The following is a 23,282-nucleotide window of genomic DNA, read 5'->3' as shown; positions in this document are numbered from 1 at the left end:
GACCGCGCCTCATGCCGCCTTGTCGGCTGCCGGCTTCGCGACCTTGGTGCGGGTGGCGCTGCGGCGGCCGTCGACGCTGACCGGAACGTCGCCGTCGACCGTGGCGCGACGCACCACCCGGTGCTGGTCGCCATAGTCGTTGACGGCGTAGTGCTGCGTCGCGCGGTTGTCCCAGATCGCCACATCGCCGGCCTTCCAGCGCCAGCGCACGGTGTTCTCCGGCGCGGTGACATAGGACTGGAAAACCTCGTAAAGCTTCGCCGAATCGCTTTTGGAAAGACCGATCAGCCGTTGCACGAAATTGCCGAGCAGCAGCGTGCGCTCGCCTGTTTCGGGATGGACGCGGACGACGGGATGCTCGGTCTCGTAGATCGTCGAGGTGAAGATTTCCTCGAAGTGCTTCTTTTCCGCAGCACTCGCACGCGGCCGCACCGCGGCGTAATCGTAGGCGTTGCTGTGCACCGCCCAGAGATTGTCGGCCAGCAGCTTCAACGGCTCGGGCAGGTCCTGATAGGCGGCCGCGGTGTTCGACCAGATGGTGTCGCCGCCGGCCGGCGGTATGACGATGCCGCGAAGAACGGAGAATTTCGGATAGGCGTCGACGAAGGTGACATCGGTATGCCATTGGTCGGCGCGACCGCCGCCACGGCTGGAATCGAGTTCGAGAATGGACGCCGTTCCCTTGACGGGACCTTGGGTCGGATGCGGGACGAGGTCGCCGAGACGCTGGGCAAAGCGCTCCTGCCCGGCATCGTCGAGATGCGCCTGGTCGCGGAAGAACACCACCTTGTGCCGCAACAGGATCTGGTTGATCGCCGCGACCGTCTGCTGCGGCAGGTCGCCGGAGAGCCGAATGTTCCTGATCTCTGCGCCGACGCGTCCGGTAAGCGGGATAATATCGGAAACCGGGATGATCTGCTCTACGGGGGTAAGTCTGGTCATGGGAACCTCTTCCTCTAAAGCCGCGGGCTGGTGGCAATGCTCCGCCGTCTGCCGCCGCATAGCGATCGGCGGAGCAACTCCCTCATCGGGAGCCGACTTGCTTGGTAACGAGAGCACTGATCTCAACTCAGGAGGCGAAGGCCGCCAAGGCTGGCGAGCAGTACCGAGATCCCATTCAAAGCGTAATTCTACAAATTCCATAGACATTTCTTTTCAAAGTTCGGCGGCCCTGAGAAAAATGCCTTCTGTCCAGTTCGTTCGTGAGCAGCAGGCGGTGGAGCCCTGCGCGACGCGGCCCGCACCAGTAGTGACGCTGTCGTATCCCTTCGATATTGGAGATGGCGGGTGAATTGCATGCCTGATATTGATGGCTTCCACGCATCACGCAGGCGCCGAGATGACAGACTCCGATAAGGCTGACGCTGTCGAGCAATTGCTCGATACGCCTGACCTCGCCACCGCGCTGGAAAGCGACCAGTTCAAGAAATTTCTCGACCAGATGCCGATCGCGATCGCCGTCTCGGAATTGATCGCGAAGGAGCGTGTCGTCTACGCCAATCCCGAATTCGAGAAGCTCTCGGACCTCAAGGCGCCGAAGCTTGCGCGGGAAAACTGGGCGGCCCTTTCCGGCAGGGGGCTTCATCGGCAGAAGGACAGGCCGCTCGCCGAGGCTGTCGTTGAAGACACCGATTTCGTCGGCACATTTCGTCTTGAGCGCGGCGAGGACAAGCCGGCAATCGTCGACGTTTATTCCAACGTCATCGAGGACGACAACGGCAAGCTCTGCTTCCGGCTGGTGGCGCTTGTCGACGTCACGGCACACGGCGAGACCGAGGACCCGCGACCCGCGGAGGAGCTCATCCGGGAGAAGGACACCCTGTTGCGCGAACTGCAGCACCGGGTGAAAAACAATCTGCAGATGATCACCGCTTTGATCCGGATGGAAACCCGCAACGCCACCGAACCGGACCAGAAGCGTTTCGAAAGGCTTGCCGGCCGGGTAGACGCATTGGCAATCCTCTACCAGACATTGTCGGCTGACCAGCAGAAGGATGAGGTGGATCTTGGCGTGTATCTTAGCCAGATCGCGTCCGCCGTCATGGCGTCGCACGCAGTCGAAGGTATCCGCCTCGACCTTAAGGTGGATACCTATCCGGTATCCATCAACGTTGCCATGCCGACAGGCCTGGTCGTCAATGAGTTGCTGACCAACGCTCTCAAACATGCATTCGTCGGGCGCGACGGCGGCACGATCACGCTGCACAGCGTCGTCAGCGGCGATGGTTGCCGGGTGACTGTCGCCGATGATGGAATCGGTCTGCCGACGGGTGAGACCTGGCCCAGGCCAGGCAAGCTCGGCTCCCTGATCGCGCGGTCGCTGACCGAAAATGCCAAGGCGCAATTCGACGTCAAGTCGAGTGCCGGCGAGGGAACCAGGGTCACCATCGTCTTCAAGCGATCGGCGGCGACGGACTGAGGCTATGTAACGACGCGCCGACAAATCCCGGCCGGACAGGTGCTTCGGGCGCTCGCGGGTGTGGCCTTAAGTCGCAAACGATTTGGCTGCAGAAGCGGGGCGCCGGGCTTCTTTGACGGTGCGATCAGCACCATATGTGGTCCACAGCCCTCCAAACGAGAGAAGCTAGCTCCGACGGGTCGCACCGCGGTCGTCAGCCGGCAATGGCTATGAACCAGGAAATTGAAAACCATCATGCGTGAAAATATCAGACCAGCGTCGAGAGACGTCCCCCTCATTCAGCTAGGCCTCAACCAGTGCCGCTTCCCGGTGAGCGAAGACCGGTTGGTACCCGGTGGTTACCGTTTTTGTGCCGGGCCGACGTCGCCGGATCGCGTCTACTGCGATCACCACCACACCGTCGTGACGGCCGTTGACCCTCGTCGAGCCCGTCCGGGTCTCCATTTCCCGCAACGACGCGCCGCTTAGGTCACCCACATCCCCTGCCCCGCCACCGGCAAAGCCGGGGACTCGGGTGCAGGAGGCTGGCCGGTGCGAGCCAAGCGGCGTTCGCGTGCGGCTCTGCGACCTCTTGTTGCAACTCTGCTGCGGCCGGTTCAAGCGCCAAAGGCGATGATTTGGCGTCGACGGCCTGAGAAGCCGCAATGATTTCAATGGCCGAAAAATTATGGTGCGGTCGAGAAGACTCGAACTTCCACGGGTTGCCCCACAGCGACCTCAACGCTGCGCGTCTACCAATTCCGCCACGACCGCCCGTGGTAGGAGCCGGAACGAACCGGCTCGCGGCGTGTAGCAAATCGTTTCCGGCGAAACAAGGGCGCGGCGCGCAATAATCGCCGCGAATTGGCATATCGGCCTCTACAGCGCCGCGCGTCCTGTGGGACGCGCAAAGGACGCTGCAGCACTTTGATTTGGCGCATGATCCTTTCCGAAGATCGTTCCTATCTTCGGGGTCGTGCGCGAAGGCCGAAATGCGTGGCGAACTGGACGTTTCAGCCGGATACCGCCATATGAAGGGCAAATGCATTTGGCCCCAGAGCGCAAGGCGGATTCGCCAAGCCGGCGTGCATCACGCGAAAAACGAAAAAGCCATGACCGAACGCAGCCAGATCGCCACGTCGTTCCTGCCCTTGCCGGGTTCGGCGCCGGTCGAATGGCGCATCGAGCCCGGCCTGACCGGCTACACCGATGCGCTGGCCCTGATGGAAGCGCGCGCCGAGGCGATCCGCGCGGGTGCGGCCGCCGAGATGGTCTGGCTGGTCGAGCATCCGGCGCTTTACACCGCCGGCACCAGCGCCCGCATCGAGGACTTGATCGACCCCGACCGTTTCCCGGTCTTTGCCGCCGGACGCGGCGGCGAATACACCTATCACGGGCCGGGGCAGCGGGTTGCCTATGTCATGCTTGACCTGAAGCGCCGGCGCGAGGATGTGCGCGCCTTCGTCGCCGCGCTCGAGCAGTGGATCATCGGCACGCTTGCCGCCTTCAATGTGCGCGGCGAACGCCGCGAGGACCGCGTCGGCGTCTGGGTGGTGCGGCCCGATCGCCCTTCCCTGCCCGACGGCTCGCCGGCCGAAGACAAGATCGCCGCCATCGGCATCAGGCTGCGGCGCTGGGTGAGCTTTCATGGCATCGCCGTCAATGTCGAGCCGGATCTCAGCCATTTCAGCGGCATCGTGCCATGCGGCGTGTCGGATCACGGCGTCACCAGCCTCGTCGACCTCGGCCTGCCCGTGACCATGGCCGATTTCGACCTGGCGCTGAAATCCGCCTTCGAGGATGTTTTCGGGGCAGCGGAGTCAATTTCTGCAGAACCGGCTCGCAAGGCCGGCTGAGTCTCGCCTCGACCAACGCTCAAAGCAACCGCGCCGAGGCCCACAACAGCCCGAAACCGTGAATGGCGAAGACGGCCAGCAGCGCGCCGGCCATGGCGAAACGGTCGAAGATGCGGATCGGCTTCAATTCGTGGCGCGGTTTTACCCCGCTACCCACTGTCATCAGGCTGAGGATGGCAAAGACGGCGCCCGCCACCAGCAGAAAGGTTTGGGAAAAGCCGGCCAGCCAGCCAAGCCACAGCAAGGCCGAGAGCAGGGAAAACGAGGCGAGCGCCAGGGCGACCGGCCCCGGGCAGATCTGGCGCAGTACCTGGCCGCCGTCGAATTTCCAAACCGGCACCAGATTGGCGATGTTGAACAATGCGGCAAAGCCGGCAAGCGTCGCCAGAAGGGCCGCGGCAAGCCGATGTCCCTCGCCGGACGCGAGCCCGCTGGCGACGATCAGCAGCGGAACCAGGAACGCGGAAAAGCCGGCGCCCATCAGCGCCACGAAGGCGACCTCGAAGCGGCTGTCATAAGGCCGGCCACCAATGGCGAGGCCGCCGAGCAGCGGGATAAAGATCATCCGCGCCTTGCGATGACCGGTCAGCCGGAAGGCCGCCATGTGGCCGAGCTCATGCAGGGCGACCACCGAGGTCAGGATCGCGGCCAGCGCCAGGCCGCCAAGATTGAGCCCGAAGAACGGCCAAAGGATGAAAGCCGACAGAACGGCGAAACCGACCTGGCTCAGCGGATGCTCGAACCAGCCGCCGTTGCGATACTGTCCGGTCCTCGCCCAGATCTCCAGCTTGCCGAGCTCGCGGCGCATGGCGAAGTAGCGGAACACCAGGAAGGCGACGCCGCGATAGCGATCGGTCTGGCTGAGCGTCACCCGCGTGCCGGCACCTTCCGAGGTGAGTTCAGTGGTCTCATAAAAATCCTTCCAGAACGACGCGTCGAGCGCGGTATCCTCGATGACCCGCATCGAAAAACGACTGCCTTCGACGACGTCCTCGAAGCGCGACCTTCGCTCGATCGGCTGGCCGTCCCGGCCCTCCCAGGACAGCAGGATGCGGGCCGTGCCCTGCCCGTCCAGCGGCTGGGCCGAGAGTATCTCGCCGGACCAGCCGGCATCGCTGCCGAGCGGCCACAGCGCCTGCCAGAGGCGCTGCCGGTCCACGGCAACCACGCGGCTCAGCCGCACCGTGCGCAAACCGAGCGGCGCAGTCATCAGAAGGAAAATCAGTCCGAGATTACCGGCCACGAGAAGGGCCGTCACGATCGGCGACACCTGAGGTTTTTGCTCCCTGTCTTGGCGGGGCAGCCTAGCGTCATGGCGGCAAGAAAGGCTTAACGGCACAGCGCCTTCCTGCCCGCCTAAAACAGTGCGGCGAACCGCAGTTGCATCACATGGCGCCGATCCAGACAGCCATGGAAACCAGAAACGCACTCATGCACACCAACGAAACGACGTCCTGAACAAGATCGCTCATAACTCTCTCCTGTTGTTGCTATGTTCGTATTTTGTTCTAACTTTGTTCGAAAGTCAATGAGCGGAAAGCGGCATGCCGACGAATCCTGACAGCCGGTTTGGGCAGGGTTAAGGAAAGGTTGACGGGGTGACGGCAGTGCTGACGCAGGGCGCATCGCATGCCTTTGCGATCGGGACACGCACCAATCACTTCGTGATCCTAGGGCGGAGCAAGGAGCGCAGCGACGCGGCGCAGACCCTAGGATGAGGAAGTTGGGGCCTACAACGGAACGACCTTGCCATCCGCCAACGTCACCCGGCGGTCCATGCGCGAGGCGATTTCGTGATTGTGGGTCGCGATCAGCGCGGCAAGGCCGGACTGCTTGACCAGCGCGCCAAGCGCCTCGAAGACATAGGAGGCGGTGACCGGGTCGAGATTGCCGGTCGGCTCGTCGGCGAGCAGCAGCAAGGGCGCATTGGCGACCGCGCGGGCAATGGCGACGCGCTGCTGCTCGCCGCCGGACAGCTCCGACGGACGGTGCGACGCGCGCTTGCCGATCTGCATATAGTCGAGCAGCTGTGCTGCGCGCTCCGACGCCTCCTTGCGCGAAAGCCCTTTGATCAGCTGCGGCATCATGATGTTTTCCAGTGCCGAAAACTCCGGCAGCAGATGATGGAACTGATAGACGAAGCCGACATCGTTGCGGCGGATCGCCGTGCGTTCGTCGTCGGAGAGCCGTCCGCAGGCGCGGCCGGCCAGAATGACGTCACCGGCGTCGGGGCGCTCGAGCAGGCCCGCCGTATGGAGCAGCGTCGACTTGCCGGTGCCCGACGGCGCCACCAGCGCCACCATCTCGCCGCGCTTCAGCGAAAAGTCGGCGCCGTTCAAAATGGTGAGCTTGCGCGGCCCCTGGACATAGTGCCGCTCGACGCTCTTCAGCTCGATAATGATCTCGGACTTCATTCGTATCTCAAGGCCTCGACCGGATCGAGCCGTGCGGCGCGCCATGCCGGAAACACTGTTGCCAGGAAGGACAGGCCGAGCGCCATCAGGATGACATAGGTGGTCTCGCGTGGGTCCATCTTTGCCGGCAGCTGGCTGAGGAAATAGAGTTCCGGATTGAACAGCACCTTGCCGGTCATCCAGGAGAAGAACTGGCGGATCGATTCGATGTTGGTGCAGATGAGCACCCCGAGCAGCACGCCGGCGAGCGTGCCGGTTACGCCGATCGCAGCGCCCGTCATCAGGAAGATGCGCAGGATGGCGCCGCGCGAGGCGCCCATTGTGCGCAGGATGGCGATATCGTGGCCCTTGTCCTTCACCAGCATGATCAGGCCGGAGATGATGTTGAGCGCCGCCACCAGCACGATCAGCGTCAGGATCATGAACATGACGTTGCGCTCGACCTGCAGTGCTGAAAAGAACGTCTCGTTGCGCTGGCGCCAGTCGACCATGTCGATCGGCCGTTGCGCTGCCGCATCGACCAGCGGTTTCAGCGCGTCGACATTATCGGGATTGTCGACATAGATCTCGATCGTCTGCGCCCTGCCGTCCATGTTGAAATAGAGCTGCGCTTCGGAAAACGGCATGTAGACGATGGAGCTGTCATACTCCGACATGCCGACCTCGAAGATCGCCGCCACCTTGTAGCCCTTCAGCCGCGGCGTCGTGCCCATCGGCGTGACGTCGCCGTCCGGCGAGATCAGCGTGATGGTGTCGCCGAGCACAAGGCCGAGATTCTCCGCCATGCGCTTGCCGATAGCGACGCCCTCGCCGGAGTCGAAGCCGTCAAGCGTGCCTTGCTTGACGTTTTGGGCGACGATGGCGATCTTGCCGAGGTCTTCGGCCCTGATACCGCGCACCAGCGCGCCCATGCCGCCGCCGACATTGCCCTGCGCCAGCACCTGGCCGTCGATCAGCGGGATCGCGTATTTGACGCCGGCCACGCCGTTGATGCGGGCTGCGACCTGCGCATAATCCTCAAGCGGCGAATCCAGCGGCTGCACGATCAGATGGCCGTTGACGCCGAGGATGCGGGTCAGAAGTTCGGCTCGAAACCCGTTCATGACAGCCATGACGACGATCAGCGTGGCGACGCCCAGCATGATGCCGAGGAAGGAGATCGAGGCGATGACCGAGATCACCGTCTCCTTGCGACGCGACCGCAAATAACGCCAGGCGACCATGCGTTCGAACATGGAGAACGGGCCGGCGACCGGAGATTTGGCGACCGGAGACTTGCCAACCGGAGACTGGGCTACCGAAGACTTCGCTGCCGCGGCTTCGCTCATGCGGTTGCACCGAAGCGTTTCCTGGCCTCCGCGACCGGCAGCGTCTCGCGCTCGCCGGTCCGGCGGTTCTTGATCTCGATCTCGCCGGCGGCCACGCCGCGCGGCCCGACGATCACCTGCCAGGGCAGGCCGATCAGGTCTGCGGTGGCGAACTTGCCGCCCGGCCGCTGGTCGGTGTCGTCGTAAAGCACATCCTTGCCGGCGCTGGTGAAGGCGGCGTAGAGCTCGCCGCAGACGCGGTCGCACTCGGCGTCGCCGGCCTTCATGTTGATCAGGCCGATGTCGAACGGCGTCACCGCTTCCGGCCAGATGATGCCGTTATCGTCATGGCTGGCCTCGATGATCGCTGCCACCAGCCGCGACGGACCGATACCGTAGGAGCCGCAGGAAACGAAATGATCCTTGCCGTCGGGCCCGGTCACCTTGGCGCCCATGGGCTTGGAATATTTGTCGCCGAAATGAAAGATGTGGCCGACCTCGATGCCGCGTGCCGAGACCCGGTCGGCTTCGCCAAGCTTGTCCCAGGCCGCCTCGTCATGCATCTCGTCGGTGGCGGCGTAAGGCGTCGTCCACGTTTTGACGATGTCGGCGATCTCGCCGTCATTGCCGAAGTCGGTTTTCTCGCCGGGCACCTGGAGCGACAGATATTCGCGGTCGCAATAGACCTGGCTCTCGCCGGTGTCGGCCAGGATGATGAATTCATGGCTGAGATCGCCGCCGATCGGCCCGGTGTCGGCCCGCATCGGAATGGCCTGCAGCCCCATGCGCGTGAACGTCCTGAGATAGGATACGAACATGCGGTTATAGGCGGCCTTCGCGCCCTCGAAATCGAGGTCGAAGGAATAGGCATCCTTCATCAGGAATTCGCGCGAGCGCATGACGCCGAAGCGCGGCCGCACCTCGTCGCGGAACTTCCACTGGATGTGGTAGAGGTTTAGCGGCAAGTCCTTGTAGGACTTGACGTAGGCGCGCACGATCTCGGTGACCACTTCCTCATTGGTCGGACCGTAAAGCATGTCGCGGTCCTGCCGGTCCTTGATGCGCAGCATCTCCTTGCCGTAATCGTCATAGCGGCCGCTTTCGCGCCACAGATCGGCCGACTGGATGGTCGGCATCAGGATTTCCAAAGCGCCGGCGCGGTTCTGCTCCTCGCGGATGATGCGGCAGACCTTGTCCAGCACCAGCTTGCCCAGCGGCAGCCAGGAAAAGCTGCCCTGCCCCTGCTGGCGGATCATGCCGGCACGCAGCATCAGCCGGTGCGAGACGATCTCGGCCTCGCGCGGATTTTCTTTCAGGATGGGCAGGAAAAACTGCGACAAACGCATGGACAGGTCCGTGAGAGAGGAGGCTGCGCCGGAATCGGCGCGGCTGGCTTGCTTGCCCCGGCTTCATAGCTATTTCGTGACGGAATGGAAACCCGACCGGCCGCATCGGCCGGAAATCGCAAAAATCGATTCTTCTTCCAAAGACCTTCGCACCGAAAACGATAATGCTTTTGATACAAAATGATGACCTGACTCCGAAGTGCTCACACACGCTTTGCGCGTCCGGGCGACGCGGCACACCTGACCAGATTAAGGCGGCAGCCCCGGTGTTGTTCGTTTCGCAAGCAAAGCCTGCCGCACTATTGTGCACTGCAGCACAGATTGCCCGATTGCGGGCAAAATTCTGCGTGACAATTTCATCAGGGTTAGGCTAGTGTGCCCCGATAACCGAGAGGGTGGAGAAAAATCTGCTCTCCTACGCGGTCAAAGTCTTGGGAGGATGCGATCTAGGCGCGGTTACCCGCTGCCGCCGGAAACCGGAAAACAGATCGGAACGCGTTTAAATTGCAAGGCCTTGTGCCTTGCATTTTTTTTGCCCGATCATCTGGTTAGATCAACCTGTTCCCAAATCACGTGAGCTTGCGTCAGCCTGATGCCCAGTCGTGATTCTAATACGGGTGGGCCATGCCTGGCCGCCTATTGCGCATCGCAGGCTGGTGAGACAAAACCTGAGTTTGGCGCTTCGAAAACAGGCACGAACACCCCACCCGATCTGTCGGCGGGAAAGTGGTTAGTTAGCCGGTGCCCGGCTGGCTTCGGGGATGATGTGCGGGACTTCGTCGAGGCTGTAGCCCAGCCCGTGCGTCAGGCTGTAGAAAACCCCCATGACGACAGCCGTGACGATGGTGGTGCGGATCACGGCGCGCAGCATATGGGGTCCGCGCGGCGCGCTCGCAACCGTGCCCAGCGTCACGTCCTGGTCGTCATCCTGCGTCTTGACGCTGAACGGCAGCACGATGAACAGCATCAGCCACCAGGTGATGAAGAACAGGGCGGCAAACGAAATCCAGCTCATGCCTGCTCCAGTTCGACCAGCGTGCCGAAGAAATCCTTGGGATGCAGGAACAGCACCGGCTTGCCGTGGGCGCCGGTTTTGGGATTGCCGTCGCCCAGCACGCGGGCGCCGCTCGCTTTGAGGTGATCGCGCGCGACAAGGATGTCGTCGACCTCGTAGCAGACATGATGCATGCCACCCGAGGGGTTCTTCGCCAGAAAGGCCGCGATCGGCGACCGTTCGCCCAGCGGCTCCAGGAGTTCGATCTTGGTGTTGCCGACATCGACGAACACCACGGTAACGCCATGCTCGGGCAGCGCTTGCGGCGCGGTGACCTTCGCGCCAAGCGTATCGCGATAGGCCGCAATCGCCGCGGCCAGGTCCGGCACGGCAAGCGCTACATGGTTCAGGCGTCCGAGCATCGATGCTCCGTGGCTAGTGGGTGAATGGTGAATACCAATCTCGATCAGCGCAGCACGTCGACCCTTCACTATTCACTATTCACTATTCACTATTCACTATTCACCATCCACTACCTCGTCACAAACACCGTCACCAGCGGCTTCTTGCCCCAGGCTTCGTTGGCGGCGCCGCGCACGGCGCGGCGCACCGCTTCCTGCACCAGGTCGAGGTCCTTGCGGCGCTGGCGAGGGATCGAGTCGACCGCGCCGACGGCCGCGTCGAGCATCAGATCTTCCATGTTTTCGCCACGGGCATCGGCCTCGGCGACGCCGATGGCGACCAGGTCGGGATCGCCGGCGAGCTCATATTTGTCGTCGAGCACGACATTGACCGCGACATGGCCGGCAAAGGATAGCTTGCGCCGGTCGCGTATGCCCATCGCCTGGTCGGTGCCGATCAGCCTGCCGTCCTTGTAGATGCGGCCGAACGGCACCTGGTCGATGATCGTGGCCGGACCCGGCGCCAGCCGCAGCATGTCGCCGTCGCGCACTTGCGCCACCTGGCCGATGCCCGACGTCGACATCAGCGACCCCTGCGCCACCAGATGCGCGGCTTCGCCGTGCACGGGAACGCCGATCTGCGGCCGCACCCATTCATACATCCTGCGCAATTCGCTGCGGCGGGGATGGCCGGAGACATGCACCAGCGCGTCGCCATCCTCGATGATCTTGATGCCGAGGTCGATGAGGCGGTTCTTGATCTCGAGGATCGCCTTCTCGTTGCCGGGAATGGTGCGTGAGGAAAACACCACCGTGTCGCCGGCCGTCAGCGACACCGACTTCATCTCGTCGCGCGACAGTTTTGCCAGCGCTGCCAGCGCCTCGCCCTGGCTGCCGGTGCAGATGATGACCAGGTTCTCGCGCGGGATGAAGCCGAAATCCTCTTCGGCGATGAACTCCGGCAGCCCGTCCATGTAGCCGAGTTCGCCGGCGACATCGATGACCCGCTTCAGCGAGCGGCCGAGCACCAGGCACTGGCGGCCGGCATCGCGCGCCGCCTTGGCGATGGAGACGATGCGTCCGACATTGGAGGAGAAGGTGGTGACGGCGACACGGCCGACAGCGCTCTGGATGACGCCCCTGAGGCCTTCGCCCACCGCCACTTCCGACGGCGATTCGCCTTCGCGCAGCGCATTGGTGGAATCGCAGACCAGCGCCAGAACGCCCTTGTCGCCATAGGCGCGAAACCGCGCCTCGTCGGTCTTGGGGCCGATCGTCGGTTCCGGATCGATCTTCCAGTCGCCGGTATGGATGACGGTGCCGGCCGGCGAGGTGATCGCCAGCGACATCGGCTCGGGGATGGAGTGCGCCACCGGAATGGCCTCGATCGAGAACGGGCCGACGGTGAATGTCTCGCCTGCCCGGTAGATCGTCACCGGAATTTTCTTCGGCGCGCCCTGCTCGCCCTGGCGCTTGGCGTCCAGCAAGCCGGTGCTGAACGGTGTCATCCACACCGGCGCCTTCAGCTTTGGCCAGATGTCGAGCAGCGCCCCGTAATGGTCTTCATGCGCGTGGGTGATGATGATGCCGCGCAGGCCGGCGAGGTTCTCCTCGATGAAGCGCGTATCGGGCAGGATCAGGTCGACGCCCGGATGCGCCGCGTCGGGAAAGGTCACGCCGACATCGACGACGATCCACTCGCGCGCGCTAGGCGGCCCATAGCCGTAAAGGGCGAAGTTCATGCCGATCTCGCCGACGCCGCCGAGCGGCACGAAGACGAGTTCGGCGTTTTGCGCTTTCGCCATCAATTTTCCCTTCCCGGCCCTTGCGACCAGCTCTAAATCTTTGCCGACGCGACGGCGCCGAAATGCACGTCGCCGGCGGCTACCGTCACGACCGACCCCTCATCATCGCGGATCACGAAACGGCAGTCCGCGTCAATGGTCTCGAAGGTACCGCGCACCACATTCCCGTCAATCCTGACAGCAACCTCGCCGCCAAGCCCCGCCGCGCGCGCCAGCCAGCGACGCCGGATGGCGTCGAGCCCGCGTCCGTCATCCCACAGCCGGGCATTGTCGGTCCAGGCATCGGACAGCGCCAAGAACAGCGTTTCGGCGTCGCATGTCGCGCCCAGCGCCTGAAGCGATGTCGCCGGATACGGCAAATCCGGCGGATGCGCCACCACATTGACGCCGATGCCCACCGCCACCGCGAAACGGCCGCCATCGAGAATGGCCGATTCCAGCAGGATGCCGGCCAGTTTGGCGCCGGAGGCAAGCACATCGTTCGGCCATTTCAGCTCGAAGCGGTTCTGCCCTTGGCTGGCGCCGTCGAGGCCGATGGCGATCCTGCCCTTCGGCACCACGGCGTCAAGCGCATCGGCCAGCGACAGGCCGGCGACGAAGCCCAGCGTCGCCGCCAGACGCAACTCACCGCCGGTGATGACCAGCAATGTCGCCGCCAGATTGCCCTCGGGAGATACCCAGGCCCTGCCGCGGCGGCCACGGCCGCTTTCCTGCTTCTTGGAAACGACCCACAATTTGCCGGGGTCGCCTGCCCTTGCATGGTCCAGCGCAAGCGTGTTGGTGGAACCCACGCTGTCATGGGCCTCGAGCCGGAACCCTTCCGTCTCAGAGGTTGGAGCCAGCCGAAATGCCATCCGGTCAGAAAAATGTCTTGGCGGCGGCTTCGGCGTAGGTCGCGATCGGACCGCCGATCAACACATAGAACAGCACGAAAGCGCCGGAGACACCAAGCACGAGGCGCAGCTCAACCGCCATCGGCACGAAGCCACCGGCCGGTTCGTCGAACCACATGATCTTGATGATACGCAGATAGTAGAAAGCGCCCACGACGGAGGCCAGCACGCCGATGATCGCCAGCGCATAGAGGTTGGCGTTGATGGCGGCGAGGAACACGTACCATTTCCCCCAGAAACCGGCGAGCGGCGGGATGCCGGCCAGCGAGAACATCAGGATGGTCAGGATCGTCGCCATGATCGGGTTGGTCGACGACAGACCGGCGAGATCGCTGATCTGCTCGACATTGCCTTCCTTGCGCCGCATGGCGAGGATGAAGGCGAAGGTGCCGAGCGTCATGACGAGATAGATCAGCATGTAGATGGCGACGCCGCGCACGCCGGCCTGGCTGTTGGCGGCTAGGCCGACCAGCGCGTAGCCCATATGGCCGATCGAGGAGTACGCCATCAGCCGCTTGATGTTGGTTTGGCCGATCGCGGCGAAGGAGCCGAGCGCCATCGAGGCGATCGAGATGAAGACGATGATCTGCTGCCAGTCGGAAGCGATCGGCTTGAAGGCGCCCATGGTGACGCGCACGATCAGCGCCATTGCCGCCATTTTGGGGGCAGCCGCCAGGAAGGCGGTGACCGGCGTCGGCGCGCCCTCGTAGACATCGGGCGTCCACATGTGGAACGGCACCGCGGAAATCTTGAAGGCAAGACCGGCCAAAACGAAAACCAGGCCGACGACGAGGCCGAGCTGGCGCTCACCGCTGCCAAGCGCCGAGGCGATTTCCTGGAAGCCGACATTGCCGGTGTAGCCGTAAATGAGGCTGATTCCGTAAAGCAGCATGCCCGACGACAGCGCGCCGAGCACAAAATACTTCAAACCGGCCTCGGTCGAACGCAGATTGTCGCGATTGATCGCCGCCAGCACGTAAATCGCCAGCGACTGCAGTTCGAGGCCGAGATAGAGCCCGATCATGCCGTTGGCCGAGATCATCAGCATCATGCCGAGCGTGCACAACAGGATCAGCACCGGGTATTCGAACTTGTCGAAATGCTCCTGCCTGGCGAAGCGCATCGACATCACCAGCGTCACCGCCGAACCGATCAGCGACAGCACCTTCATGAAGCGGGAGAACGGATCCTGGATGAAGGCGTTGCCATAGGCTGCGCCCTGCCCCGTGGGAAAGATCAGCCATAGGCCTGCGATCACCAGCACGGCGACGGCAAGGACAGTCACCAGAATGGCAGTGTTGGCGCGCGAATAGGCGCCGACCATCAACAGCGCCAGCGCGCCGATGGCGAGGATCAGCTCCGGCGTCGAGAGCGAAAGGCTGGAATAAAGGTCCGGCGTCATGGTTCGCAAAACCTCTGGTCAGTTCGCCGCCGCGGTCTGCGCGGCGCCGATGGATGCGGTGACATTGGTGACGAGCGCCTTGACCGACTGGGCCGTGGCATCGAAGACGGGAGCGGGATAAACGCCGAAGAAGATGACCAGCACGACCAGCGGGTAGATGATTGCCTTCTCGCGCGTCGACAGATCGAGCAGGCCCTTCAGGCTTTCCTTGGTCAGCGCGCCGAAGATGACCCGGCGGTAGAGCCAGAGCGCGTAGGCCGCCGACAGGATGACGCCGGTGGCGGCGAAGAAAGCCACCCAGGTGTTGACCCGGAACACGCCGAGCATGGTCAGGAACTCGCCGACGAAGCCTGACGTGCCGGGCAAGCCGACATTGGCCATGGTGAAGATCAGGAACACGGTTGCGTATTTCGGCATGTTGTTGACCAAGCCGCCATAGGCGTCGATCTCTCGCGTGTGCATGCGGTCGTAAATGACGCCGACGCACAGGAACAGTGCGCCCGAGACGAGGCCGTGGCTCAGCATCTGGAAGATCGCGCCCTGCACGCCTTCCTGGTTCATGGCGAAGATGCCCATGGTGACGAAGCCCATATGGGCGACGGAGGAATAGGCGATCAGCTTCTTCATGTCCTCCTGCATCAGCGCCACCAGCGAGGTGTAGATGATGGCGACGACCGACAGCGTGAACACCAGCGGTGCGAACATTTCCGACGCCAGCGGGAACATCGGCAGGGAGAAGCGCAGGAAGCCGTACCCGCCCATTTTCAACAGTATGCCCGCCAGGATCACCGAGCCCGCCGTCGGCGCTTCGACATGCGCATCGGGCAGCCAGGTGTGCACCGGCCACATCGGCATCTTCACCGCGAAGGAGGCGAAGAAGGCTAGAAATAGCCATGTCTGCATGTGGGCCGGGAAGTTGTGGGTCAGCAGCGTCGGGATGTCGGTGGTGCCCGCCTGGAAGAACATCGCCATGATGGCGAGCAGCATCAGCACCGAGCCGGCCAACGTGTAGAGGAAGAACTTGAACGAGGCATAGACGCGGCGCTTGCCGCCCCAGACGCCGATGATGATGAACATCGGGATCAGGCCGGCCTCGAAGAAGACGTAGAACAGCACGATGTCGAGCGCGCAGAACACGCCGATCATCAGCGTTTCCAAGAGCAGGAAGGCAATCATGTAGGCCTTGACGCGCTTGTCGATCGCTTCCCACGACGCCAGGATGCAGAGCGGCATGAGGAACGTCGTCAGGATGACGAACAGCATCGAAATGCCGTCGACGCCCATATGGTAGGAGATGCCGGAATCCAACCAGGCAAACTTCTCGACGAACTGGAAGCCGGCTTGCGAATTGTCGAAGCCGGTCCAGATGAACAGCGAGATGATGAAGGTGGCCGCTGTCGTCGTGAACGCGATGGCGCGGATGTTGCGACGCGCATTCGGGCTGTCATCCCTGATGAACAGGATCAGCAGCACACCTACAAGCGGCAGGAAGGTGACCAGCGAGAGGATTGGCCAGGCGGTCATCAGAGCATCATCCAGGTGACGAGTGCGGCCACGCCGATCAGCATGGCGAAGGCATAGTGATAGAGATAGCCGGTCTGTAGCTTGACGACGCGGTCGGTGACGTCGACGACACGCGCCGAAATGCCGTCAGGGCCGAGCCCGTCGATGATGGTGCCGTCGCCGGTCTTCCACAAGAACCTGCCCAGCGCCTTTGCCGGCCGCACGAACAGGACGTCGTAGAGCTCGTCAAAGTACCATTTGTTGAGCAGGAAGGCATACAGCAGCCGATGGTTGGCGGCGACGCTCCGGGGCAGTTCCGGCGAGCGGATGTAGAACTTCCAGGCGACGGCAAAGCCGATGATCATGGCGACGAACGGTGCCAGCTCGACCCACAGCGGCAATTCGTGGATATCGTGCAGGATGTGGTTGTCCGGCAGCGTGAACAGCGAGGCCTTCCAGAATTCGGTATAGCCTTCGCCGATGAAGGCACCATGGAAGATAACGCCGGCAAACAGCGCCCCCGCGGCCAGGATGAACAGCGGCACCAGCATCACCGGCGGCGATTCATGGACATGGTGCATGACGTCGTGGCTCGCCCGCGGCTCGCCATGGAAGGTCATGAAGATCAGCCGCCAGGAGTAGAAGGAGGTGAAGCAGGCGGCGATGACCAGCAGGACAAAAGCGAGGCCAGCGACCGAATTGTGGCCGGCAAAGGCAGCCTCGATGATGGCATCCTTGGAGAAGAAGCCGGCGGTGCCGATGACGGTCACCGGAATGCCGACGCCGGTCAGCGCCAGCGTGCCGATCACCATCATCCAGTAGGTCTTCGGAATGAGCTTCCGCAGGCCGCCCATCTTGCGCATGTCCTGCTCGTCGGAGACGGCATGGATGACCGAGCCGGAGCCCAGGAACAGCAGCGCCTTGAAGAAGGCGTGCGTGAACAGATGGAAGATCGCCGCGCCATAGGCGCCGACGCCGAGCGCGACGAACATGTAGCCGAGCTGCGAACAGGTCGAATAGGCGATGACGCGCTTGATGTCGTTCTGGACCAGGCCGACGGTCGCCGCGAAGAAGGCGGTGAAGGCGCCGATGAAGGTCACCACGGTCAGCGCCGAATGCGACAGTTCGAACAGCGGCGACAGCCGCGCCAGCATGAACACGCCGGCCGTGACCATGGTGGCGGCATGGATCAGCGCGGAAACCGGGGTCGGGCCCTCCATCGCGTCCGGCAGCCAGGTGTGCAGCGGCACCTGCGCCGACTTGCCCATGGCGCCCATGAACAGCAGCAGGCAGACGATGGTCATGGCTGCCTGCTTGTCCAGCGCGTAGCCGAGGAAGGTCAGCACGGCCGCGCCTTGTGGGGCGCCTTCAGCCGGAATGAACGTCGCGGCATTGCCGAAGATGGTGCCGAGATTGACCGAGCCGAACAAAACGAAGACGCCGAAAATGCCGAGCGCGAAGCCAAAATCGCCGACGCGGTTGACGACGAAGGCCTTGATGGCAGCAGCATTGGCCGACGGCCTCTTGTACCAGAAGCCGATCAGCAAATAGGAGGCGAGACCCACCCCTTCCCAGCCGAAGAACATCTGCACGAGGTTGTCCGCCGTCACCAGCATCAGCATGGCGAAGGTGAACAACGACAGATAGGCGAAGAAGCGCGGCCGGTTCGGATCGTGGTGCATGTAGCCGATCGAATAGATGTGGACCAGCGCCGACACCGTGTTGACCACCACCAGCATGACCACCGTCAGCGTATCGATCCTGAGCGCCCAGGACGCGTCCAAGCCGCCGGATTGGATCCAGCGCAGTACCGGCACGGTGAACACCTCGCCTTCGCCGAAGCCGACGGAGAAGAAGGCGACCCAGGACAGCACGGCCGAGATCACCAGGAAGCCTGAGGTGATATATTCCGATGCCTTGGCGCCGAGCGCATTGCCGAACAGGCCGACAATCAGGAAGCCGAGCAGCGGAAGGAAGACGATCGCTTGATACATGTTAGCCCCGTCAACCCTTCATCTGGTTCACGTCTTCGACCGCGATCGAGCCGCGGTTGCGGAAGAAGACGACGAGAATGGCAAGACCGATGGCCGCTTCGGCGGCCGCGACCGTCAGCACGAACAGGGCAAACACCTGGCCGACGAGATCGCCCAATGCCGCCGAGAAGGCGACGAAATTGATGTTGACCGCCAAAAGGATCAGCTCGATCGACATCAGGATGACGATGATGTTCCTGCGGTTCAGGAAGATGCCGAACACGCCGAGCGTGAACAGGATCGCCGATACGGTCAGGTAATGTGCGATGCCGACGACCATCTCAGAGCCCCTCGCCCGACTTGACCTTGCGGATTTCCATGCCTGTCGCCGGCGTGCGGCCGACCTGGGCGGCGATCGACTGCCGCTTGACCCCTTCCTTGTGGCGCAGCGTCAGCACGATGGCGCCAATCATGGCGACCAGCAGGATGAGGCCCGAAATCTGGAAGTAGTAGAGGTAGTCCGTATAGAGGATGTCGCCGAGTGCTGCGGTGTTTGTCCGCGCGGCAAGATCCGGGATGGGTTTGGAGACCGTCGAGGCCAGTTGCGGCGCGAAGGTGTAGCCGCCGAGCACCACGATCAGCTCGGCCGCCAGGATCAGCCCGACCAGCGCGCCGATCGGCGCATATTGCAGGGCGCCTTCCTTCATCTCGGCGAAGTCGACATCGAGCATCATGACGACGAACAGGAACAGCACCATGACCGCGCCGACATAGACGACGAGCAGGATCATCGCCAGGAACTCGGCGCCGGTCAGCATGAACAGGCCGGCGGCGTTAAAGAAGGTCAGGATCAGGAACAGCACGGAATGCACGGGGTTGCGCGACGAAATGACCATGAAGGCCGACGCCACCGCGACAAAGGCGAAGAGGTAGAAAAAGGCCGCCTCTAGTCCACTCAGCATTGGGGATCCCCCGGGTTCCTGTCCAAACAGGACATCCGTCCTGTTTGATTTCTGCGACCGCCTCAGGCCGGCAAGTTGCGTTGTCCTTAGACGAGGGCCCTCGCCCCGTCCATGCGTCAAATGTCAGCGGTAAGGCGAGTCCAGCGAGATGTTGCGCGCCAGTTCGCGCTCCCAGCGGTCGCCATTCGCCAGCAGCCTGTCCTTGTCGTAGTAAAGCTCTTCGCGCGTCTCCGTCGCGAACTCGAAATTCGGCCCCTCGACGATGGCGTCGACCGGGCAGGCTTCCTGGCAGAAGCCGCAATAGATGCACTTCACCATGTCGATGTCGTAGCGCACGGTGCGGCGCGTGCCGTCATTGCGGCGCGGGCCGGCCTCGATGGTGATCGCCTGCGCCGGACAGATCGCTTCGCACAATTTGCAGGCGATGCAGCGTTCCTCGCCATTGGGATAGCGGCGCAGCGCGTGCTCGCCACGGAAGCGCGGGCTGGTCGGCCCTTTCTCGTGCGGATAGTTGATCGTTTCCTTCGGCGCGAAGAACTGGCGCATCGACAGGAAGAAGGCGCTGACGAAATCCTGCAGCAGCAGCGATTTTGCGGCCTGGCCAAAAGCGGACATCACGCAAACCCCGTGATTTTGAGGAAGGCCGCGGTGGCAACGACCATGAACAGGGAGATCGGCAGGAACACTTTCCAGCCCAGCCGCATCAGCTGGTCGTAGCGGTAGCGCGGCACGAAGGCCTTCACCATCGAGAACATGAAGAACATCAGGCAGATCTTGAGCACGAACCAGATCACGCCGGGCACCCAGGTGAAGGGGGCGAAGTCGAAGGGCGGCAGCCAGCCGCCGAGGAACAGGATGGTGGCCAGCGCGCACATCATCACCACGGCGACGTATTCGCCGAGGAAGAACAACAGGAACGGCGTCGAGGAGTATTCGACCATATGGCCGGCGACGAGTTCCGACTCGGCTTCCACCAGGTCGAAGGGCGGGCGGTTGGTCTCGGCCAGCGCCGAGATGAAGAAAATGACGAACATCGGGAACAGCGCCAGCCAGTGCCAGTCGAGGAAGCTGTTGGGCAGGCCAAGCTTGGTGCCCAGCCCATCCTGCTGCGACAGCACGATGTCCGACAGGTTGAGCGAGCCGACGCAGAGCAGCACGGTGACGATGACGAAGCCGATCGAGACTTCGTAGGACACCATCTGCGCCGCCGAGCGCAGCGCGCCGAGGAACGGGTATTTCGAGTTGGACGCCCAGCCGCCCATGATCACGCCATAGACCTCGAGCGAGGAGATGGCGAAGACGTAGAGGATGCCGACATTGACGTTGGCGATCCCCCAGCCCGCATTGACGGGAATGACCGCCCAGGCCGAGATTGCCAGCACGGCCGACACCAGCGGCGCCAGCAGGAACACGCCCTTGTTGGCGCCGGACGGAATGACCGGTTCCTTGAAGACGAATTTCAGCAGATCGGCGAAAGCCTGCAGCGTGCCCCACGGGCCGACGACGTTCGGGCCGCGGCGCAATTGCACCGCCGCCCAGATCTTGCGGTCGGCGTAAAGCAGGTAGGCAACCCCGATCAGCAAAACGACGATCAGCACGACCGACTTTAAAAGGATGATCAGCGTCGGCAGCACGTAGAAGGAGAAGAAGGTGTCCATGTCTACTCTGCCGCCTGCCTGAAGCCGTTTTTCGCCAGCGCCGAGCATTCCGCCATGACGGCGGAGGCCCGCGCGATCGGGTTGGTCAGATAGAAATCCGTGACCGGCGAGGTGAAAGTGCCCTTGTTCAGCCGCCCGCCGAGCTTCGCCACCTTGGCGACGTCATCGGCATTGCCGGCTTCGACATGATCGATGCGGGCGAGATGCGGGTATTCGCCATAAAGTTTGGCGCGCAACTGCTGCAGCGAATCGAAGGGTAGTTTCTTGCCCAGCACATCGGACAATGCCCTCAGGATCGCCCAGTCTTCGCGCGCGTCGCCCGGCGCGAAGCCCGCGCGGTTGGTCTGCTGCACGCGTCCCTCGGTGTTGACATAGGTGCCGGACTTTTCGGTGTAGGCGGCTCCCGGCAGGATGACATTGGCGCGGTGCGCACCGGCGTCGCCATGCGTGCCGACATAGACGACGAAGGCGCCGCCGGTCTTGGACATGTCGACCTCGTCGGCGCCGAGCAGGAACAGAACCTCGCTCTCCCCCAGCATGCCGGCAACGTTCTTGCCGCCCTTGCCAGGCACGAAGCCGACATCGAGACCGCCGACGCGCGCGGCCGCAGTGTGCAGCACGGCAAAGCCGTTCCAGTCGGCGCGCGCAGCGTTGACGGCCGTGGCGAGTTTCGCCGCCTGGCCGAGCACCGCCGCGCCGTCGGCACGCGACAGCGCGCCCTGGCCGACGATGATCAGAGGATGCGTCGCCTTCTTCAGCACCTGGAAGAACTTGCCATTGCCGTCGGCCAGATCTTTCAAGGACTCCGGACCGGCGCCGAGCTGTTCGTAGTCGTAACGCGTGTCGCCGACCTCGCCGATGACGCCGACCGGCAGATTGCCGATCCGCCAGCGCTTGCGGATGCGGGCATTGAGCACCGAGGCCTCGAAGCGCGGATTGGCGCCGATGATCAGCACCGCGTCGGCCTGCTCGATGCCCTCGATGGTCGGGTTGAAGATGTAGCTGGCGCGGCCGAGCGCCGGATCGAGTGCGGCGCCGTCCTGGCGGCAATCGGTGTTCCTTGAGCCCAACGCAGCCATAAGCTGCTTCAGTGCGTAGATTTCCTCGACGGCGGCAAGATCGCCCGAAATCGCGCCGATTTTCTCGGGCGCGGCATTCGACACCGCATCCCTGATCGCAACGAACGCTTCGGCCCAGCTGGCCGGCGCCAGCTTTCCGTCCTTGCGGACATAGGGGCGGTCGAGGCGCTGCGTTCGCAATCCGTCCCAGATGAAGCGGGTCTTGTCGGAAATCCACTCCTCGTTCACCGCTTCATTGACGCGCGGCAGGATGCGCATCACCTCCCGGCCGCGGCTGTCGACGCGGATTGCCGAGCCGACGGCGTCCATGACGTCGATGGATTCGGTCTTGGTCAGCTCCCACGGCCGTGCCTGGAAGGCGAAAGGCTTCGACGTCAGCGCGCCGACCGGGCAAAGGTCGATGACATTGCCCTGCAGCTCCGAGGTCATGGCGCTTTCGAGATAGGTGGTAATCTCGGCATCCTCGCCGCGGCCGATCAGGCCAAGCTCGGAAATGCCTGCAACTTCCGTGGTGAAGCGGACGCAGCGCGTGCAGTGGATGCAGCGGTTCATAACCGTCTTGACCAATGGGCCGATATACTTGTCTTCGACCGCGCGCTTGTTCTCGTGATAGCGCGAGGAATCGACGCCGAAGGCCATCGCCTGGTCCTGCAGGTCGCATTCGCCGCCCTGGTCGCAGATCGGGCAATCCAGCGGATGGTTGATCAAGAGGAATTCCATCACCCCTTCGCGGGCCTTCTTGACCATCGGCGTGTTGGTGAAGATTTCAGGCGCCTCACCATTCGGACCCGGACGCAGGTCGCGCACATTCATGGCGCAGGAGGCCTGCGGCTTGGGCGGCCCGCCCTTCACCTCGATCAGGCACATGCGGCAATTGCCGGCGATCGACAGCCGCTCATGGAAGCAGAAGCGCGGCACTTCCGCGCCGGCGTCCTCGGCCGCCTGCAGCAGCGTGTAGTGGTCGGGTACAGTGATCTCTTTCCCGTCGACCTTGAGCTTTGCCATCAATTGCCCCTGGCGGTCTGCGCCGTCTCATATGCCTGAAACAGATCGCTCAGCCTGATGCCATTGATCATCATGCCGGCGACTTCAGCGTTTTCTATCTTCAAATTGCTCATATTCACATTGCTGAAAAACGCCGCGTTCGAGAGGTTCGCGTCGTCCACCACGGCCGCCGACAGGTCAACGTTGTGAAACTGCGTGTTCGACAAGTTCACATCGTCAAATCTGGAGTTGCTGACGATGGCATTGCGCACATCGAGAACATCGCTCCTGTCGTGGATCTCCATGC

General features: G+C 62.9%; 21 protein-coding genes and 1 tRNA gene. 3 read left to right on the top strand and 19 right to left on the bottom strand.

Features of this window, described 5'->3' with window-relative positions:
• Positions 1-9: 9 nt before the first annotated feature.
• Positions 10-942, bottom strand: coding sequence for a TauD/TfdA dioxygenase family protein (locus tag NLY43_RS30155; protein ID WP_023712718.1), 933 nt, complete (start codon positions 940-942; stop codon positions 10-12).
• A 397-nt stretch (positions 943-1,339) separates the two neighbouring features.
• On the opposite strand from NLY43_RS30155, the gene NLY43_RS30150 reads away from it, so the two are divergent.
• Positions 1,340-2,419: a sensor histidine kinase gene (locus NLY43_RS30150; RefSeq protein ID WP_023712717.1), complete on the top strand. Its 1,080-nt coding sequence runs from the start codon at positions 1,340-1,342 to the stop codon at positions 2,417-2,419.
• Between the two features lie 234 nt (positions 2,420-2,653).
• A complete protein-coding gene (locus tag NLY43_RS32665) occupies positions 2,654-2,887 on the top strand; it encodes a GcrA family cell cycle regulator (protein ID WP_081727347.1) in 234 nt (77 codons plus the stop codon).
• Between the two features lie 200 nt (positions 2,888-3,087).
• On the opposite strand, the gene NLY43_RS30145 is transcribed toward NLY43_RS32665, so the two are convergent.
• Positions 3,088-3,172 (bottom strand) — tRNA-Leu (locus NLY43_RS30145).
• A gap of 338 nt (positions 3,173-3,510) precedes the next feature.
• Between NLY43_RS30145 and lipB the strand changes: the two genes are divergently transcribed.
• A complete protein-coding gene (gene lipB, locus NLY43_RS30140; protein ID WP_023712716.1) occupies positions 3,511-4,254 on the top strand; it encodes a lipoyl(octanoyl) transferase LipB in 744 nt (247 codons plus the stop codon).
• Positions 4,255-4,273: 19 nt separating this feature from the next.
• On the opposite strand, the gene NLY43_RS30135 is transcribed toward lipB, so the two are convergent.
• The 17 genes from NLY43_RS30135 to NLY43_RS30055 form a co-directional block, all read right to left on the bottom strand.
• Positions 4,274-5,524 (bottom strand): peptidase M50, encoded by a 1,251-nt coding sequence (locus NLY43_RS30135; protein WP_023712715.1) that lies wholly within the window; start codon positions 5,522-5,524, stop codon positions 4,274-4,276.
• A 460-nt stretch (positions 5,525-5,984) separates the two neighbouring features.
• Positions 5,985-6,668: an ABC transporter ATP-binding protein gene (locus tag NLY43_RS30130; RefSeq protein WP_023712714.1), complete on the bottom strand. Its 684-nt coding sequence runs from the start codon at positions 6,666-6,668 to the stop codon at positions 5,985-5,987.
• Complete coding sequence (locus NLY43_RS30125; protein WP_023690965.1) at positions 6,665-7,996, bottom strand: lipoprotein-releasing ABC transporter permease subunit; 1,332 nt, start codon at positions 7,994-7,996, stop codon at positions 6,665-6,667. Before NLY43_RS30125 ends, NLY43_RS30130 begins: the two co-directional genes overlap by 4 nt.
• Positions 7,993-9,321 carry a proline--tRNA ligase gene (proS, locus tag NLY43_RS30120; RefSeq protein ID WP_023712713.1) on the bottom strand — a complete coding sequence of 443 codons (1,329 nt, stop codon included), beginning with the start codon at positions 9,319-9,321 and terminating at the stop codon, positions 7,993-7,995. Before proS ends, NLY43_RS30125 begins: the two co-directional genes overlap by 4 nt.
• Positions 9,322-10,051: 730 nt before the next feature.
• Positions 10,052-10,336, bottom strand: coding sequence for a DUF1467 family protein (locus NLY43_RS30115; RefSeq protein WP_023698332.1), 285 nt, complete (start codon positions 10,334-10,336; stop codon positions 10,052-10,054).
• On the bottom strand, positions 10,333-10,737 hold the full coding sequence (gene mce, locus NLY43_RS30110; RefSeq protein ID WP_023685207.1) for a methylmalonyl-CoA epimerase: 405 nt from the start codon (positions 10,735-10,737) through the stop codon (positions 10,333-10,335). The genes NLY43_RS30115 and mce overlap by 4 nt, the downstream gene beginning before the upstream one ends.
• A gap of 110 nt (positions 10,738-10,847) precedes the next feature.
• The gene (locus NLY43_RS30105) at positions 10,848-12,521 is read right to left on the bottom strand and encodes a ribonuclease J (RefSeq protein WP_023712712.1); all 1,674 of its coding nucleotides are present in this window, start codon (positions 12,519-12,521) and stop codon (positions 10,848-10,850) included.
• A 32-nt stretch (positions 12,522-12,553) separates the two neighbouring features.
• Positions 12,554-13,375, bottom strand: a complete 822-nt coding sequence (locus NLY43_RS30100) for a biotin--[acetyl-CoA-carboxylase] ligase (RefSeq protein ID WP_023670806.1) — start codon at positions 13,373-13,375, stop codon at positions 12,554-12,556.
• Between the two features lie 4 nt (positions 13,376-13,379).
• A complete protein-coding gene (nuoN, locus tag NLY43_RS30095) occupies positions 13,380-14,816 on the bottom strand; it encodes an NADH-quinone oxidoreductase subunit NuoN (RefSeq protein ID WP_023706136.1) in 1,437 nt (478 codons plus the stop codon).
• 18 nt (positions 14,817-14,834) lie between these two features.
• Complete coding sequence (locus NLY43_RS30090) at positions 14,835-16,340, bottom strand: NADH-quinone oxidoreductase subunit M (protein ID WP_023670808.1); 1,506 nt, start codon at positions 16,338-16,340, stop codon at positions 14,835-14,837.
• Complete coding sequence (gene nuoL / locus NLY43_RS30085; protein ID WP_023712711.1) at positions 16,340-18,313, bottom strand: NADH-quinone oxidoreductase subunit L; 1,974 nt, start codon at positions 18,311-18,313, stop codon at positions 16,340-16,342. Before nuoL ends, NLY43_RS30090 begins: the two co-directional genes overlap by 1 nt.
• A gap of 10 nt (positions 18,314-18,323) precedes the next feature.
• Complete coding sequence (nuoK, locus tag NLY43_RS30080) at positions 18,324-18,632, bottom strand: NADH-quinone oxidoreductase subunit NuoK (RefSeq protein WP_023670810.1); 309 nt, start codon at positions 18,630-18,632, stop codon at positions 18,324-18,326.
• A 1-nt stretch (position 18,633) separates the two neighbouring features.
• Complete coding sequence (locus NLY43_RS30075) at positions 18,634-19,254, bottom strand: NADH-quinone oxidoreductase subunit J (RefSeq protein WP_023690957.1); 621 nt, start codon at positions 19,252-19,254, stop codon at positions 18,634-18,636.
• 123 nt (positions 19,255-19,377) lie between these two features.
• On the bottom strand, positions 19,378-19,869 hold the full coding sequence (gene nuoI / locus NLY43_RS30070) for an NADH-quinone oxidoreductase subunit NuoI (RefSeq protein WP_023685203.1): 492 nt from the start codon (positions 19,867-19,869) through the stop codon (positions 19,378-19,380).
• On the bottom strand, positions 19,869-20,912 hold the full coding sequence (gene nuoH / locus NLY43_RS30065) for an NADH-quinone oxidoreductase subunit NuoH (protein ID WP_023685202.1): 1,044 nt from the start codon (positions 20,910-20,912) through the stop codon (positions 19,869-19,871). The genes nuoI and nuoH overlap by 1 nt, the downstream gene beginning before the upstream one ends.
• 2 nt (positions 20,913-20,914) lie before the next feature.
• Entirely contained in the window at positions 20,915-22,996 is a 2,082-nt protein-coding gene (gene nuoG / locus NLY43_RS30060; protein WP_023712710.1) for an NADH-quinone oxidoreductase subunit NuoG, read from the bottom strand.
• On the bottom strand, positions 22,996-23,280 hold the full coding sequence (locus NLY43_RS30055; protein ID WP_023712709.1) for a pentapeptide repeat-containing protein: 285 nt from the start codon (positions 23,278-23,280) through the stop codon (positions 22,996-22,998). The genes nuoG and NLY43_RS30055 overlap by 1 nt, the downstream gene beginning before the upstream one ends.
• Between the last annotated feature and the right edge of the window lie 2 nt (positions 23,281-23,282).

The organism is Mesorhizobium sp. C416B (assembly GCF_030323165.1).
Classification (GTDB): Bacteria; Pseudomonadota; Alphaproteobacteria; order Rhizobiales; family Rhizobiaceae; genus Mesorhizobium.
This window is presented reverse-complemented; position numbering and strand designations above follow the sequence as displayed.